The organism is Desulfatiglans sp. (genome assembly GCA_012513605.1).
In the GTDB taxonomy this organism is placed as follows: Bacteria; Desulfobacterota; DSM-4660; order Desulfatiglandales; family HGW-15; genus JAAZBV01.
The window spans coordinates 45972-62133 of sequence record JAAZBV010000153.1; the positions used below are offsets into that span (position 1 = coordinate 45972).

Genomic DNA, 16162 nt, shown 5'->3' on the forward strand with positions numbered 1-16162 from the left:
GGGGGTGCAAAATGAATAAGAAAACTCAATCATTTTTATTATTAATGTTTCTAATATTAATACCATCTTTATCCCATGCTGTCCCTCCTCAGCCTGCAAGGATAGGCGGTACAGTAACCATAAATAACAGGCTACTGAACCAATCATCAGATAACAGGCTTGTTATAAAGGTCACAAAACTTAACGGGACAGCGCTTGTACCTGCGGCAGAGGATGTTGATGGCCTCTCTGCAGCCGGTTTTTATATCATTGATATCCCTATATATGATGCGATAGATCAGACCGGCGGGGTTGCGCCAGGCACGACAGTAGTTATCCATGTGTATTGGGGTTCAAAAGAGCTCACGCTCCTTTCCCCTGAAAATGGACAGATAACGGTTGGGGCATCAGCAAGTACGACAACCGTAAACATTAAATCCAAGGGAGCAATCGGGTCTGTTGCACCAATATTGAATCTGCTACTGGATTAATCTTTTTGTTGCCTTTGATAACCTGTATTTATTAAGCAGCTCAAAGAGTAAAAACAAATAAAATGGCAGGTATTGCATCAGCATCAGCCAACCCATTGTAGCTCCCCACAGTGTAAAGCCTCCAATATCCCTCGTAAAAATAAAGTAATAGAGTATCAGCAGATAAGAAAGAAGGATAAGCCCCCTGTTCCGGTATATACACAGAAAAGGGATAACCCAGCAGAAGTACCAGGGGAAACCCACTGGGGATAATAAAAAAAGCATGGTCACTGCGCAGAACATCTTTTTGAGAACAGGCATTGTATCAAAGAAGATCAATATCCATATGGCAGCATATAAGAGGAGGCATATGATTTTAGCGATTATTGCAGGGTTTAAGCTGAATAATGAGGCAGGCATAATAATGAGGCTGTAAATAAAGCCGTTATTAACCCACTCCTGCGCATAGGTCTTAAGCCCGGAAAAGATAGATGTATAATCAGCCTGCCCCCATAGAAAAAAAGGCAGGTACCCTGCGCAGACTATAATAATAGAGAAAAAAAAGGCCCTGTACTCTCTTTTTATCAGAAAAAAGGGAATAAAAATCAGGGGGTAAAACTTGGCAATTACCCCGAGCCCAAGCGCTGCCCCTGAAAAAGTCCATTTCTCCCTTATCATCATATATGCCCCCCAAATAACGCATAAAAGGGCAAGAGAATCATAGTGGCCTGAATTTGCAAACTCCTTTAAGACAAGGGGATTCCAGGCATAGATGACAGTATAGAGTGGATTCTGTTTCATACTTTTCAGCATAAGGAACAGGAGCAATATCACCCCTGTATCAAAAAGCACAAACATGGTTTTCAAAAAGAGTATGGAGCCGGGAGCCATAAGGGCAGCAAAAGCGAACGCTGCCTGCGCCAGGGGTGGGTAAATTGTGGAGATATCCTTAAAGCTAATCCTCCTGTATGATTCAGGGTCTTCATCCCTCAAGGATTTCAGCCTTTCAAAATCAACTTGTAAAGACTGAGAGGTAGGTTTTATGCTGGCCTGAATCGGGGGGTATTGATAGGGGTTGATCCCGGTGATGGCAGCCTTCCCATCCCAGATATAACGATAGATATCATTTTCATGCACAGGCACACCGGGTAAAAGAATCATGCGAAACATAATGGCACTGAAAATTAAGATAAAAATATTTTTATTGTTTGATGGTATTCTGGAAACCTTAAGAATTACTGCAAGGTAAATTATAAATGCAGATGAGTACAGAACAAAAAACCTTCCGAAGGGCATTTCCCTGTTCGGGAGGTCATAAAAAAAACCCCCTGTCCCCAAAAAACCATGGCTCAGAAGGGTGACTGCAAGCCACACAAGAGCAGATAACAGGGCATATTTTATCACTTGCTGCCCTTATTTTCCTTATCGCTACCATCATATTCAGGGTACAGCACTTTATTAATGATCTTTTTATTTTTTGTTACCAGCACTATTTTTGCTACACTATTTTCATCCACATGATAATCAAGGATATACCGATCTTCATTATCTGAAAAGTGAACAGCAGCCACTGCAAGCCCGTCAACCTCTTCAAGGGCATTGGCAAGGAAGTCAAATTTTAATGCGAGGGCACCTATCTTTACCAGCCCTGTCTCAGGATCTGTCTGCGACTGTATCTTGTCAAGGATAACATTTTCAACAGTCGGATTATACATACTGAATGAGCCCTTGATCGCATCATACCCTGACGCATAAAGAGTGCCAGCAAACAAAAATACAACTAATACCAGCATTTTCCTTTTCATGTTATTCTCCAAATGTAATTTTTCCTAAAAGTAGTCAGATTTCTGAAAAAGTCAATTCCTTGGATCATGCGATCCCTTCAGAAACCTTGACAAAGCGCAATAGCCAAAATACTATGCAACGGTTTTAGTGAGGCATCTCTTTAATTTCAACATCCCCGGTAAAGGGAGTTCATATAAAATATAAATTATGGAGGATTTATGACCAGAGCAATGAGGAAATTTTTTCTTTTATCCTGCTGTTTTCTAATGATTGCAGTTCTTTCCGGCTATCCGGTTTGTTCAGCCCAAGAGGCGCTCCCAGCCGGGCAGGCCAAGGAGCAACCCAACCCGTTTGCCTATACACCGCCTTCCCGAGAGTGTACAAGGGCCATGCTTATCAAGGCAACCGAGAGTTATATTGCCGCCCAGAAGGCAGGTAACCCTTCGAAGATGTCGCTGGCAAAGGATGCCAAATTTTTTCAGGATATGAATCCTATAGCAAAAGACAAGGTGCTTATAAATACATCCTTGCCTGTTGCCTTTCACCGAAGCATGTATGATACGGCACGCTGCAAAACATTCACAGAGGTGATAGTTACAGGAGGTGCTGAAAAATATGTTATCGGGACACGGCTTACTGTTGATAAAGGCAAGATCACCGAGGTGGACAGTCTTGTTACAGATAAGTCTGACTGGCTTTTTAATGCAGATGATTATCTCAAGTATTCCAAGGCAGAAGACTGGTCAACTCTCCCCATTGATAACCGTGTGAGTCGGCAGGAACTTATAAATGCAGCAAACAACTATTTTGATTTTATTTTCCTTGATAAGGGGATAAGGCCGCCCTGGGGTTCTCCATGTGCAAGGCTCGAAGGGGGTGCATACACCAATCCCGATAATGAAGACAAAGACACATGCCAGATACCAGGCCCACTTGGGGAGATGTTTGTTTCAAACCGCACGTTCCTTGTTGATGAAGAACTGGGCGCAGTAAATATCTACTGCCTCTTTGAGGACAATGGGGCAGGCATGCCCGACTCACATACATTCAGGCTTGAAAATGGTAAATACCGCTTTATTCATACCCTGAGCGTTAACAGGAATGAAAAACCGGTAGAGGTCCCGGAATACAAACCTGAGCCGGATCCAGAATGTGACCGTAACATGCTCAAGGCGATGGCAGCCAGCTATATACTTGCCCAGGAGGCAGGTGACCTCTCCAAAATGGCCCTTGCAGACAAGGTGAAATACCTTGAAAACATGGCAGAGACTACCAAGGAAAAGGGCATGTGGAATACCCCCCTGAAAATAGCATTCCACAGGAGCATTTATGACACTGTCCGCTGTAAGACCTTTACAGAGGTAATAGTGACCGAGGGGAATGAAAAATATGTCATCGGGACGCGCCTTGCAGTTGATAAGGGAAGGGTAAAAGAGATTGATAGCCTGGTCACCAGTAAAAAGGACTGGCTCTTTAATGCAGATGATTACCTAAAATATTCAAGCTCAGAAGACTGGGATATTCTTCCCCCTGATGATCGCATAAGCAGGCAGGACCTGATAGATGCAGGGAACCAGTATTTTGATTATGTATTTATGGATAAGGGTATCAGACCCCCCTTTGGACACGTCCCGTGCGCAAGGCTTGAGGGCGGGGCATACACAAACCCCAGGGGTGAAGAAAAGGATACCTGCTGGATACCGGGGCCCCTTGGTGAATTGCCGATAGTGGGCAGGACATTTGTGGTTGATGAAGATATGGGAACTGTAAATGTCTTCTGCAGGTTCGGCGCATATAAAAACGGCATGCCTGATTCGCATACATTCAGGCTTGTAAGGGGCAAGTACAAATGGATTCATACATTAAGTGTTAACCTTACAGATCAGCCGTTGGCTGTACCTGAAAATGCACCTGGTGTACCGGAATCACATTAATTTGTTTTTGAGTACCACTTTTTTACAGGCTTTTTATAAACTGATGATTATAATAAATAAAATTTTATCAGGTAAGGAGGATTACCCTTGGACAAAGAATTTACCAGAAGAGAAATAATCAGTGCAGGGATAGGGGTTGCCGCAGTTGCACTGGCAGGGTCAGCAATATCAACAAAAGCCGCTGCTCAGGAGGCACCCGCCTCAAAAGCCGGAACAGGTGCAGCAGCGGGTTTAAGCGAATTCAATAAATATGGTGAGGAGCTTGAAAACGGCCTGGTCTTAAGGACATCCCCCATTGCAGTGAAGATGATCGAAAAGGAGGAGGATATCCCCAAAGGGGCATACCGGCCAAAGAGAGACGGTGGAATCCATATTGCCCAGTGCCAGGCATTCGGTATGTCACGGCGTCAGGGAATGACTGTTGCCATGCTCAAGGAAGACCACTGGTGCCCTACAGCCCTTATGGCCTACGGAATGGTCCCAAAGGCAAAAGGAGGGTTTTTTGGTGAGGCATACATGAGTTTTGATACAGGGAAATATATTGGGATTGTCACCGCACCGCTTAAGAGCGCGACATTCATGCCTGATGTGGTTATGATTTACATGAATCCTGCACAGCTCAGGGGTGCCCTGCTCCCCATGAATTTCAGCGGGGCAGATCAGGTAAAGACAGAACTTTTCCTCCCCTCATGCGGTCATGCGGTTGTAGACCCCATGAAAACCGGTAAATATATAGTGGTGCTGCCTGATCCGGGTGAATACCAGAGGGGGCTGGCAACAGAGGATGAGATGATACTCTCTGTCCCGCAGGCAAAGATGCAGCCTTTTATGGCAAGCCTTAAGCCGGGAGGCAAGATGTATTCCCACAGGGAGCAGCATATGGATATGAAACCTGACTTTGAACAGCCGCAGTTCTACAAGGATATGTTCAAGCAGTGGGGGCTTAGCACCGAATAGATAATTATTCCTTGACAAACTGGATTCATTTTAATAAATGATCCAGAAAAATATGACAGGGTGAATAAAAAACATCCTGTCAGTGTATCTTAAAACTTAATAACCATTTAAGCCTAGAAGGCCGACCGGTACGAATACCGGACTAACCTTCCAGGCTTTTTTATTTTTAGGAGGAAGAGATGAACATAAAGAAGGGGTTGGTTTTAGGCATTTCATTAATCACCCTGTTTTTCACAACCCCTTACACACCTGCTGATGATAAGAGAGAAGAAAAAGGGGAAGAAAAAAAGGTGTATGTACTTGATGATATAGTTGTTACTGCTCCTGCTATTATAAGCGGAAATGAGGTGAACAGGCTCGGAAGCCAGGTCACCCATGTTACAATGGAACAGATTCAAGACCTCAATGCAATGGACCTCACCTCAGCCCTGCGCAGGGTACCGGGTGTTGTCATATCCAGACATAACCAGGTGGGGAGTTTTGGAGGTGGAGAGGGAGGCGCCATATTTATCAGGGGAAAGGGCAGCTCTCGCCCGGGCGCGGAGATACAGACACTTATAGACGGTATCCCGAAGTTTGTGAGTGTATGGACACACCCCATAATGGATGCACTCAATGTGGATATCGTTGACACAATAGATATCTATAAAGGGGCACAGCCGGTGCTTTTTGGAAACATGGCCTTTGGGGCAGTGGATGTTCAGACAAAACGTATGAAAGATACCGGCTTTTATACAGGTATAAAGTCAGGCTATGGCTCAAACAAGACACATATGGCTTCAGTGGAACACGGGGGCAAAACAGAGAGATTTGATTACTACCTGCTAGGCGGATACCGCAGTTCAGATGGTCACAGGGTCAATGCAGATGGGGAACTCCAGGACCTTTTCCTTCATATGGGGTATGATTTTACCGCAAAGTGGGGCATGGACCTGACCCTGATATATACAGATAACTGGGCCGATGACCCTGGCCCTATCGACCTCTCTTATCCTTCAGATGGCCGATTCAACAATGATGATTTTTTCATGGTTGCCACAATATCCAATAACTACGAGAGGGCAAAGGGTTATGTAAAATTCTACAGCGACAAGGGGGATATAGACTGGGTAAACCAGGAGGGAACACCTGGCTATGATACCCTGACAGATTATAAGAACTATGGAATAAGGGCGCGTGAGACCATAACACCGTGGCAGAAAGGGGAGTTAATGATGGGTATTGACCTTGACTACATAAGGGGAAAGGCCCGTTTCCTTCACCCTGTAGATGGCAACAGCGCATTCCCTGAAGAGACATTCCGCATCTTTTCTCCATATGCCTCCCTGAGTCATACATTTGGAAGCTTGGATAATATTTATTTTATACCCTCCATTGGGGTAAGGCACCTTAATCACACTGAATTTGATAGTGAAACAGCCCCGCAGGCAGGGATTATACTGGGGATAAAGGAAACAAGGCTTCATGCCTCATATGGCAAAGGTATTAATTATCCGGGCATCTATGCAAAGGTCCAGGATAACCTGTGGATGCCCGGAGACAACAGGTGGTCTGAGCTTGAAGCAGAAAACCTTGATCACTTTGAGGCAGGGGTTGAGCACAGGTTCAGCAGTAAACTTATAGTTGATTTAACATGGTTTTATGACAGGGGAGAGGACAGGATTGTAACATCTCCCCCTCCACCCTTCCCCCCCATCCTTACCAATATAGGGGAGTATAAAAACAGGGGTATTGAAGGGAGTATCACGGCTATACCAATATCAGGCCTGTCACTCTTTGGAGGTTTTACATATCTTGACTCTGCGCCCGATGACCTGCCCTATGCCCCGGAGTGGACATTCAGCGCAGGGTTCAATTACAGCCCTGTTGACAATTTCCAGATCAGCATGGATACTCAATATGTTGATGACCAGTATGTCACCTCAAGGGCGCGCATGAGGAACACTGTTAATACGGATGAGGTGGATTCATATTTTCTTGTAAACGGAAAAATCAGCTATGATTTCAGGTTAACCGGCTGTGATGCTGACTGGCAGGTGTTTTTGGCAGCAGAAAACATAACAGATACGGACTATGAACAGAAAAAAGGTTATCCTATGCCGGACTTAGGTTTTATGATAGGTTTTATCGCAGAATTCAATTAACTATATGAGGTGGTTATGTGCAGATTCAGTCTCAGGACATTATTGTTAATTCTTTTTCTCCAGGTGCAGGTCTATGCGCATGATGTTGCCCTGCCTGTAATTGTTGATACGGATATGGCGCTTGATGATATCAGGGCAATCACCATGCTTCTAAACAGTGAGGTTGCCCAGGTGCCCCTTTATATTGTCTCAGACGGCGTAAGGGCTCCTGAAGAGGGTATGAAAAATCTAAAGGCGCTGCTCAACTATTTTGAAAGGGGCGAGATCAGGGTTGTAAAAGGAAAGGAGCTTGACCTGACAGTCCCTCCGGTAAGACAGTACATAAAGAGCATAAATGTGCCAGGCAGTGAAAAAATCTCAGGCCTGGCTGCAGAAAGTCCTGCCCCTGATGCGATAGTCAGCCTGCTCAAGGCTGCGGATGAGCCTGTAATCTATCTGTGCCTTGGCCCCCTCACAAACCTTGCAGCAGCGCTGGCGATTGATCCGGCAATAGTGAGGCAGATATCCACTGTAATCTATTACGGCTGTGACCCTGACTCTGAAGAGCCTGGCTGGAATACCCTCCGTGACCCTGAGGCTGCGCGCAGGGTATTTTCATCAGGGGTAAAGATTTGCTCTCTCATTCTTCCTGAAAAAAAGCTGCTGCCATTTAATAATGGGCTCTATAAAAAGGCAATTACACAGGGGACAAGGGCATCTAACCTGATAGAAATGGTACATGAAACCGAGACCATTAAGAAGATGCTTGATGAGGGCCATTTTTATGTATGGGATGAGATGACGGTGATCTATTTTAATGATCCTTCCCTGTTTACCTTTTCACCCTCTCCTGACAATAAGGATGCGATGGTCTTAAAGGATATCAACAGAAAGGGCCTTGAGTCGGCATACCTGAAGGCCCTTGGACTTCCGGGTGATTTTCACCTGAATCCGAGAGATTCTGTCGTGTTAACAGGGATCCCGCGAGACCCCTCCATGTTCCAGGAGGATGTCCGCCCTGCTGTAAATCAGCTTATTAATATGTATGGTGTTGAGGAGTGGAAGGCATGCCTGCTTACCAATGAATTTCACAGGCACCTGGGGATATACTCCATAGCAGGCGCCAAGATGGGTGTGAGGGCGAGGGAGATACTTGAGGCACCCTTTGACTCACTGGAGGTAATTTCAAATGCAGGAAATAACCCGCCTTTAAGCTGCATGAATGACGGGCTCCAGGTCTCTACCGGCGCAAGTCTCGGGAGGGGGGCAATCAGGGTCAATGCCGGAAATACCCCTTCAGCGGTGTTTTTATTCAAGGATTTAAAACTCACCCTTACCCTTAAAAAAGAGGTCTGGGCAAAGATAAAAAATGATATAGGAAGACTTGTTTCCAGATATGGAGGGACAACGCCTGAATATTTTAAAAAGGTAAGGGAGCTCTCTATAATTTACTGGAAAGACCTTGACCGTGCATTGATCTTTGACGAAAAGATGGAAAAGGCAATACCAGGGGGCAGATAAATAAAAACCACCAGGGGTAAAGGCAGCATGACCAGGTAATTACCTGTTTAAGGGCATTTAATCTTTAACCCCTGCAATTTTTATGGATATAAAACCCTTCAAAAACAGTGGCCATTTTAATGTTCCTGATCCCAGCCGCCTCCAAGGGCCTTATAGAGCCTTATGAGACCGAGTGTTATTGTCCCACTGCTGCTGGCCCGGGACTCTTCAAATGAGAGCAGGGCGCGCTGGGCATCAAGGACATCCAGAAAATCAACCAGCCCTGAACTGAACCGTTCATCAGCTATCTCCAGGGCCATTTGTGCGGCAGTGGCGCCCTTTGTAAGCATTCGGTATCTTTTCTGCTCCTCGCCATAGGCCATGATAGCATCCCTCACCTCTTTGATCGCATTGAGCACAGTGGTTTCATATTCAATAAAAGTGCGCTCCTGAATAGCGTTCTGGATCTCGATCTGATCCCTGATCCTGTTCCGGTTAAACACAGGAATGCTTATAAATGGCGAAATGTTCACTGCAGCGTTTTCATCGGAGAAAAAATTATCAAGGGAAGATGCAGTAAGCCCCAGCGCCCCGGTCAGTCTTAAAGATGGGTAAAGATCAGCCGTGGCCGCACCAACCCTTGCGGTCTGGGCAGCGAGCGCCCTTTCTGCCCTCCGGATATCAGGCCTGCGGCGCAGGATATCAGCAGGAATACCTATTACAATTTCAACCTCCGGCACAGGTATGGGCGAGGGGGAAGAGAATTCATCATGGAGCTCTCCGGGCATCTCTCCAAGCAGGATGGCCAGCGAGTTCAGAGTTTCTTCAATGCTGCCCCTGTAACCGGGTATGCGTGCGCGGGTATTTTCAACATTATACCTTGATTGTTGAACCTGAAGGGAGCCAATCAACCCTGCGGCTGCCTTGTCTTCAAGGACAGAGAGCGCCTTTTCCTGAATTTCAAGATTACGGCTGACAATTTCAAGCTGTTTCTGAAGTGTCCTGAGCCTCACGTAGCTGCTCACGGTCTCAGAAACCATGCTGACAAGAGCGCTGCGGTATCCCTCCCCTGATGCCTCAAGTTCTGCTGCTGCCGCCTCTATATTCCGGTGCCTTTTTCCAAAAAGATCTATCTCCCAGGATGCATCAAAACCTGCGTTATAGTAGTCGCTCCCGGTGGAGAAGGCTGAAGGATCGGGGTCATCAGAGGTTGGTGTCCCTGACTGTGTCCTGCGATATGTTGCCGACCCTTGGACAGATGGGTGGAGTTGTTTGCCCGCTTCACCCAGCACTGCCCTTGCCTGCCTGATGCGTGTCAGGGCGATTTTAATATCCCTGTTGCCTTCCAGCGCCCTTTTTACCAGATCACTCAGGGCCGGATCATTAAGGGTTGTCCACCAATTTGCGAGCCTCTCTGCTTCAGCGGACTGTAAGGCTTTTTCCCCTTCCCTTTCAACACCAGGCCATTTTGCAGGCACATCCATACTGACAGGTCTGTAGTTCGGGCCCACCTGGCATGCGCTCATCATGGCGCAAAGGAGCAGGGCAATAATCATTATCTTACTGTTTTTTTTATTATTACTGTTCATTATCTTCCGGTAAAACTGAACCTTCCTTTTTATTTTCTGTTTTTGTCTGTATGTGCATAAATTTCTTTATTCTCTCACGGGCAGTCTGGAAAACGGCCCATAATGAAGGGGTAAGCACCACCCCGAAGATAGCGGCAGCAACCATGCCGCCAAATACCGTTGTCCCTATGTGGCGTCTCCCCACAGCGCCAGCACCTGTGGCAAGGACCATTGGCAGTACTCCCAGGATAAATGAGAGGGCTGTCATCAGAACCGCCCTGTACCTTATCCTTGAGGCCACACCGGCGGACTCTTCAATTGAGTGTCCGAACTCTCTCTCTGTCTTGGCAAACTCCACAATCAGGATGGCATTCTTGCTTGCCAGGCCAACCAGAAGGATCAGCCCAAGCTGTGCATATATGCTTAGTGATATATCAGTGATAATGAGTGCAATCATTGCGCCCAGGGCCGCTACTGCTATGGAAAGCATAACAGGAATGGGGATAGTCCAGCTTTCATACTGACCGACCAGAAAGAGGAAGCCGAAGATCAGGGCCATAATTACGAGGATAATCACCTGCCCCTCGTTTTCCCTTTCCTGGTAACTCATCCCGGTCCATTCGTACTGGAAACCGGCAGGCGCTGCCCTTTCCATGACCTCGCCCATGGCATCCATCCCTTCAGTAGAGCTGAACCCGGGTGCAACATCGGCATTAACCTGGACAGATGGATACATATTGTAGCGTGATATAGATTGAGGCGAGAGAATGGTAGTTATGTCTACAAGGGTGGTTAACGGCACCATCTCCCCTTTTCTATTCTGGACATATACATTCAATATATCTTCCAGCTTGCTTCGATAAGGGTAATCCGCCTGGAGCTTCACCTGATAAATCTTGCTGAAGAGGTTAAAATCATTAATATAGCTTGAACCCAGGATTGCCTGGAGCGTGGAAAAAACCCTCCCGATGGGTACATCCACCATTTCTGCCTTTTCACGATCAACATTGAGATAGAGCTGGGGAGTACTGGGGCGATAGGTACTGAAGGCCCTGCTGATGCGGGGGTCCTTGTTTGCAGCATCAACCAGGAGTGTCAGGGCATTTGCGAGTTCATCCGGGGATTGTCCCATTGCCGCCTGCAGGATGAAGTCCATCCCGCTTGAGGAACCGAGCCCCCTTATTGGTGGCTGATTAAAAGCCCTTATCTGCGCCCCCGGGATAGTTGCTGCAATCCTGCTGATGTGTGCCAAAATGGCATCAACCTGGAGTTCAGGGGTCTTGCGCTGATCCCAGTGGTCAAACAGTAAAAAGGCCATCCCGCTGTTACCCCCGCCGCCTCCCATCTGGCCGAAACCCGCAATAGTCATTATATCCTTAACCCCCGGTATGGTACGGGCCTTTTCATAGAATTCCCGCATTACCTCAACGGTTCGCGGCTGTGTTGCATTTTCAGGGAGCTGCACATCAACCATGACTGCACCCTGGTCTTCTGTAGGCAGAAAACTTGTGGGATGTATTGAAAACAGGTACCCGGCAACCAGGGTAACAACTAGAAGTATCCCGAAGGAGACCATTTTACGACGGACAAGCCACATGGCGCAGTGGACATAAATGTTTCTGACCCTGTCCAGCCATAGGTTAAACCATTTAAAAAAAACAAATGTCTTTTTTTTATGCGGTTTAAGAAGTATGGAACAGAGGGCCGGGCTTAGTGTAAGGGCGCTGATAGTAGATATAGATACTGCTGTTGATATGGTCACTGCAAACTGCTGATATATCCTGCCGGTAATACCGGATATAAAACCTATTGGTATAAAGATTGCAAGCAGCACCAGTGTTGTTGCAATAACTGCACTGGAAACCTGCTTCATTGCCTTGAATGTGGCCTCTCTGGGAGCAAGATGCTCTGTCTCTATGAGCCTCTGAACATTTTCTACCACCACAATGGCATCATCCACTACAATACCTATTGCAAGAACAAGGGCGAAAAGTGTCAGCGTATTGATGCTGTACCCAAGGGTCAGAAGCACTGAAAATGTCCCTATAAGCGAAACGGGTATCGTACAGGCAGGTATAAGGGTTGCCCTCCAGTCCTGTAAAAAGATAAAGACAACCAGCACAACCAGCATAAAGGTCATAAGCAGCGTCATGACGATCTCGGATAGAGCTGTGCGGATAAAGGTGGTCGGGTCATTGGCGATTGAAAATTCCAGGTCTTCAGGGAAATAACGTGAAAGCCTTGTTAGTTCTGCGTTCACCCTGTCTATGGTATCAAGGGCATTTGCATCAGGAAGCTGGTTCAACCGCATTGCAATAGCTGGATGTCCATTGTAGGTGGCGCCGGCGGCATAACTCTCTGCCCCCAGCTCAATTCTGGCGACATCCTTCAGGGTAAGTCTGCCTCCATCCTTATTGGTGCGGAGGATAATATTTTCAAACTCCTCAACCCTCTCCATTCGTCCTGTTGCCCTGATGCTATACTGAAGCTGCTGAGAACTGTAGGCGGGTTCGGTCCCGATTGCCCCGGCAGCGGCCTGGATATTCTGGCTGGCGATTGCCGCAGAAACTGTATCCGCGCTAATCCCGTAAGCTGCCAGCTTTGCAGGATCAATCCAGATCCTCATGCTGTATTTACTCGGGCCCATGATCCCGACCTCGCTCACACCCTCAACACGGGCAATAGCATCCTTTACCTTGTCATCAAGGTATGTGCCTATGGTAAGCTGGCTGTGGGTGCCTTTTGGAGAATAAAAAGTGTAAAATCCAAGCACATCACCCGACCTTGAGAAAACACGTACAGACTGCTGCCTCACCTCGGCAGGCAGTTTATTGTAAGCCCTCTGTAGAAGGTTCTGTACCTTGACCATGGCAATATCAATATCAACCCCTACCTCAAAGGTGACAGAGAGGCTGTAAGACCCGTCGCCGGAAGAGGATGACATGTAGATCATGCCTTCTACACCGTTGACCACCTCTTCTATGGGGGCGGCCACTGCATCGGAGACCACCTGTGCGCTTGCACCAGGATATGCGGCGCTGATACTCACGGTGGGAGGCACTACATCAGGGTACTGAAGTATGGGGAGATTGATCAATGCAATGATCCCTGCGATCAGTATTATAACCGAAACAACCATTGCCAGACGTGGGCGTTCTATAAAATGAGCAGAAAACATTTATTTATTACCGGTCGCGGGGGCAGCCTTTGCTGTGCCGCCTGAAATATTTACAGCCTGTCCGGGCTGAACCTTTTGGATGCCTTCAATAATGACAACTTCACCGGCCTTAATACCATCATCAATAATCCAGTCAGTTCCCAGGGCCGATCTTTTTTTAATCATCCTCATGCTGGCGATGTTTTCCTTATCCACCACAAAAACATAACTCCCTTCACGGCTTTCCATTACCGCAGGCTGGGGAACCAGGGGAACCAGCTCCGCCCTCACCGGGGTGAGGATAACCGTTACATACCCTCCGGGAATAAGTATCCCATCAGGATTGGCGAATCTGGATCTCATTGATATGGTTCCGGTTGAGGAATCGATTGAGGTATCGATAAAATCCCATTCGCCGTCACCTTTGTACAGGGTTCCATTGGGAAGACGCAGTGATGGTTTGAATATCTTTTCAGGAGAAGAGCCTGAACGTTCCAGGAGGTTGAGGTATTCTACCTCACTTATGGAGCACACTACCCTGATCGGATCAATCTTGACAACAGTGGCGATTGTACCGGAACTGGGTCCAACATAATCGCCAACAGAATATCGTTTCTGTGTTACACGGCCTGCAATGGGCGTCCTGACAGTAGCATACGCAAGGTCTATCTCTGAAAGTTCCAGGTTAGCCTTTGCAGAAACAAGCTGGGCGCTGTAAAAGCTGACATTTTTCTGGGCCGCTTCAACATCCTTTTCCGGGACGCTCTCAGCCTTTGCCGTCTGAAGCCTCTTAAGGTATTTTTCCGCCTCTGTGAGATTGGCCTCTATCTGTAAGACCGAACCCCTGCGGGCCTCAATTTCAGCCTTGAAACGGGCCTTTTCTATGGTGAACATCAGGTCTCCAGCCTTAACATTCCTTCCTTCAGTAAAATCTATGGTTTCCAGATACCCTGACACCCTTGCAACCAGATCAACTGAATCAACTGCCTCTATACGCCCTATATATTCCTGTGAAACGCTGATCTCTTTTGCAATAATCTCCTGCGCAATCACTAAAGGGGTTGCCCCCCTCATCTGTGGGCGTTGCCCCATATCCGGAGCAATAGAGCCTTCCTTCTTACCGTGTAAAAAAAACCAGGCCACCACAAGTATTATAACGATTAATAAGGCGTACCTTATAAAACGCCTTTTTCCCATTGTATTGAAATAATCCTTTTCATTAATCAATCTATTAACTCCTTAACAATCACCTTATGGTAAAACAGGTCTGAGTTTAAAACATTTTAATCCAGTCTTTATAAGATGCTGTAAAACACAGGCAGAGAGATACACGGCTGGAACATGATGAATTTTAAAACCTCGAAGTGAGAATTAAACCTGCTACTATTATTTTTAAGGTCAAATTTATTTTAAATTCCCCGGGTTGTCAAGGCACAATCCAATAAATCCACTCAGGCAAGGCTGTACAGAAGCTTTATCTCCTCTTTCCACAAAGACTCATCAGGGGTCTCAAGTACCATCGGGATATTGTCAAATAAAGGGTTATTCATGATAAACCTGAATGGCTCTATGCCCAGCTGCCCTTTTCCTATGCTCTCGTGCCTGTCCACCCGGCTTGCATGGGCCTTTTTGGTATCGTTAAGGTGAAGGGCCTTCAGGTATCTCATGCCCACTATTTTGTCGAACTCCTCAAGGGTGTGCTCAAAAGCCTTATCAGTCTTGATATCATACCCGGCAGAATAGGTATGGCAGGTATCCAGACAGACCCCTATGCGGCTCTTGTCCTTTACATTACCGATTATATGGATAAGGTGTTCAAATCGATTACCCACATTGGTGCCCTGGCCTGCGGTGTTTTCTACTACTGCCATAACCCCTTTTGTCTGATCAAGGGCAAGGTTGATGGATTCAGCTATCCTCTCAAGGCACTCTTCTGGGTCGATCTTGCCCAGATGGCTCCCCGGATGAAAATTAAGGTATTTGAGGCCAAGCTGTTCGCAGCGCTGCATCTCGTCAAGGAATGCTGACCTTGATTTAATTAGTCCATCTTCATCAGGGCTCCCAAGATTGATCAGGTAGCTGTCATGTGGAAGTATATACCTGGGATCAAAACCCAGGGTCTGGCAGGCATCTTTAAACTTAACAATGTTTTCAGACGTGAAGGGCTTTGAGACCCACTGCCTCTGGTTTCTGGTAAAGAGGGCAAATGCCTTTGCCCCTATATCTGCTGCATTTTGAGGGGCCATTTCTACCCCTCCGCTGGTACTTACATGGGCGCCTATATATTTCATTTATGGAAAACCCCTTTAAATATTGAGAGATAATAATAACTTTTCGAATCAGGGCCAGACTCAGACTCAGATTCAGACAAAGAGTAAGTCTTATAATAAAGTTTGTCAAAACATTAGAAACATTACAAGCTGTTTACATATCCATGACAATGGCGTATTATTTCATGAAAAAGATAGAGGGAGACAATATGGTAACGCCTCAGGTAAAGATCATAATCGAAGATATCAACAGAGAGATTAAAAAGGCGGTAAAGGTATTAATTGATCTCTCAGGTTCCTGGGATGACACAAGGTCAGCCGAAGATATTATCATGGATATCAAATCGAATAGAAAAAACTCAAAAAAACTTGAACAGATTTAATTTTTCACACATATTTCATTACAGGTTCATACTCAT

12 protein-coding genes are annotated in these 16162 nt (G+C 46.3%); 6 read left to right on the plus strand and 6 right to left on the minus strand.

Translation table 11 applies throughout. The features are described from left to right. Positions 1 to 11 precede the first annotated feature (11 nt). On the plus strand, positions 12 to 470 hold the full coding sequence (locus GX654_20250; GenBank protein ID NLD39195.1) for a hypothetical protein: 459 nt from the start codon (positions 12 to 14) through the stop codon (positions 468 to 470). Here GX654_20250 and GX654_20255 read toward each other — a convergent pair. Both GX654_20255 and GX654_20260 read right to left on the minus strand, forming a co-directional pair. Continuing rightward, entirely contained in the window at positions 459 to 1853 is a 1395-nt protein-coding gene (locus GX654_20255; protein NLD39196.1) for a DUF2029 domain-containing protein, read from the minus strand. The genes GX654_20250 and GX654_20255 overlap by 12 nt on opposite strands. Beyond that, a complete protein-coding gene (locus GX654_20260; GenBank protein NLD39197.1) occupies positions 1850 to 2254 on the minus strand; it encodes a hypothetical protein in 405 nt (134 codons plus the stop codon). Before GX654_20260 ends, GX654_20255 begins: the two co-directional genes overlap by 4 nt. Before the next feature lie 198 nt (positions 2255 to 2452). Between GX654_20260 and GX654_20265 the strand changes: the two genes are divergently transcribed. The 4 genes from GX654_20265 (at position 2453) to GX654_20280 (ending at position 8769) form a co-directional block, all read left to right on the plus strand. After that, positions 2453 to 4168 (plus strand): hypothetical protein, encoded by a 1716-nt coding sequence (locus GX654_20265; GenBank protein ID NLD39198.1) that lies wholly within the window; start codon positions 2453 to 2455, stop codon positions 4166 to 4168. Between the two features lie 87 nt (positions 4169 to 4255). Continuing rightward, positions 4256 to 5125, plus strand: a complete 870-nt coding sequence (locus GX654_20270; GenBank protein NLD39199.1) for a DUF169 domain-containing protein — start codon at positions 4256 to 4258, stop codon at positions 5123 to 5125. A gap of 179 nt (positions 5126 to 5304) precedes the next feature. Next, entirely contained in the window at positions 5305 to 7269 is a 1965-nt protein-coding gene (locus GX654_20275; GenBank protein NLD39200.1) for a TonB-dependent receptor plug domain-containing protein, read from the plus strand. A gap of 15 nt (positions 7270 to 7284) precedes the next feature. Beyond that, a complete protein-coding gene (locus GX654_20280; protein ID NLD39201.1) occupies positions 7285 to 8769 on the plus strand; it encodes a hypothetical protein in 1485 nt (494 codons plus the stop codon). 116 nt (positions 8770 to 8885) lie between these two features. Here GX654_20280 and GX654_20285 read toward each other — a convergent pair whose 3' ends face one another. From GX654_20285 to nfo, 4 genes are all read right to left on the minus strand, one after another. Continuing rightward, the gene (locus tag GX654_20285) at positions 8886 to 10337 is read right to left on the minus strand and encodes an efflux transporter outer membrane subunit (GenBank protein ID NLD39202.1); all 1452 of its coding nucleotides are present in this window, start codon (positions 10335 to 10337) and stop codon (positions 8886 to 8888) included. Then, the gene (locus GX654_20290; GenBank protein NLD39203.1) at positions 10327 to 13494 is read right to left on the minus strand and encodes an efflux RND transporter permease subunit; all 3168 of its coding nucleotides are present in this window, start codon (positions 13492 to 13494) and stop codon (positions 10327 to 10329) included. The genes GX654_20285 and GX654_20290 overlap by 11 nt, the downstream gene beginning before the upstream one ends. Next, positions 13495 to 14700 (minus strand): efflux RND transporter periplasmic adaptor subunit, encoded by a 1206-nt coding sequence (locus GX654_20295; protein NLD39204.1) that lies wholly within the window; start codon positions 14698 to 14700, stop codon positions 13495 to 13497. Positions 14701 to 14924: 224 nt separating this feature from the next. Beyond that, entirely contained in the window at positions 14925 to 15764 is an 840-nt protein-coding gene (gene nfo, locus GX654_20300) for a deoxyribonuclease IV (protein ID NLD39205.1), read from the minus strand. A gap of 164 nt (positions 15765 to 15928) precedes the next feature. On the opposite strand from nfo, the gene GX654_20305 reads away from it, so the two are divergent. After that, complete coding sequence (locus GX654_20305; protein ID NLD39206.1) at positions 15929 to 16126, plus strand: hypothetical protein; 198 nt, start codon at positions 15929 to 15931, stop codon at positions 16124 to 16126. Positions 16127 to 16162 lie beyond the last annotated feature (36 nt).

Excerpts from the sequence above, each read along its gene's own strand:
- GX654_20290 (NLD39203.1), bottom strand. The coding sequence starts at position 13,494 with ATGTTTTCTGCTCATTTTATAGAACGCCCACGTCTGGCAATGGTTGTT.
- GX654_20265 (NLD39198.1), top strand. The coding sequence starts at position 2,453 with ATGACCAGAGCAATGAGGAAATTTTTTCTTTTATCCTGCTGTTTTCTA.
- GX654_20285 (NLD39202.1), bottom strand. The coding sequence starts at position 10,337 with ATGAACAGTAATAATAAAAAAAACAGTAAGATAATGATTATTGCCCTG.
- GX654_20260 (NLD39197.1), bottom strand. The coding sequence starts at position 2,254 with ATGAAAAGGAAAATGCTGGTATTAGTTGTATTTTTGTTTGCTGGCACT.
- nfo (NLD39205.1), bottom strand. The coding sequence starts at position 15,764 with ATGAAATATATAGGCGCCCATGTAAGTACCAGCGGAGGGGTAGAAATG.
- GX654_20250 (NLD39195.1), top strand. The coding sequence starts at position 12 with ATGAATAAGAAAACTCAATCATTTTTATTATTAATGTTTCTAATATTA.
- GX654_20280 (NLD39201.1), top strand. The coding sequence starts at position 7,285 with ATGTGCAGATTCAGTCTCAGGACATTATTGTTAATTCTTTTTCTCCAG.
- GX654_20275 (NLD39200.1), top strand. The coding sequence starts at position 5,305 with ATGAACATAAAGAAGGGGTTGGTTTTAGGCATTTCATTAATCACCCTG.
- GX654_20305 (NLD39206.1), top strand. The coding sequence starts at position 15,929 with ATGAAAAAGATAGAGGGAGACAATATGGTAACGCCTCAGGTAAAGATC.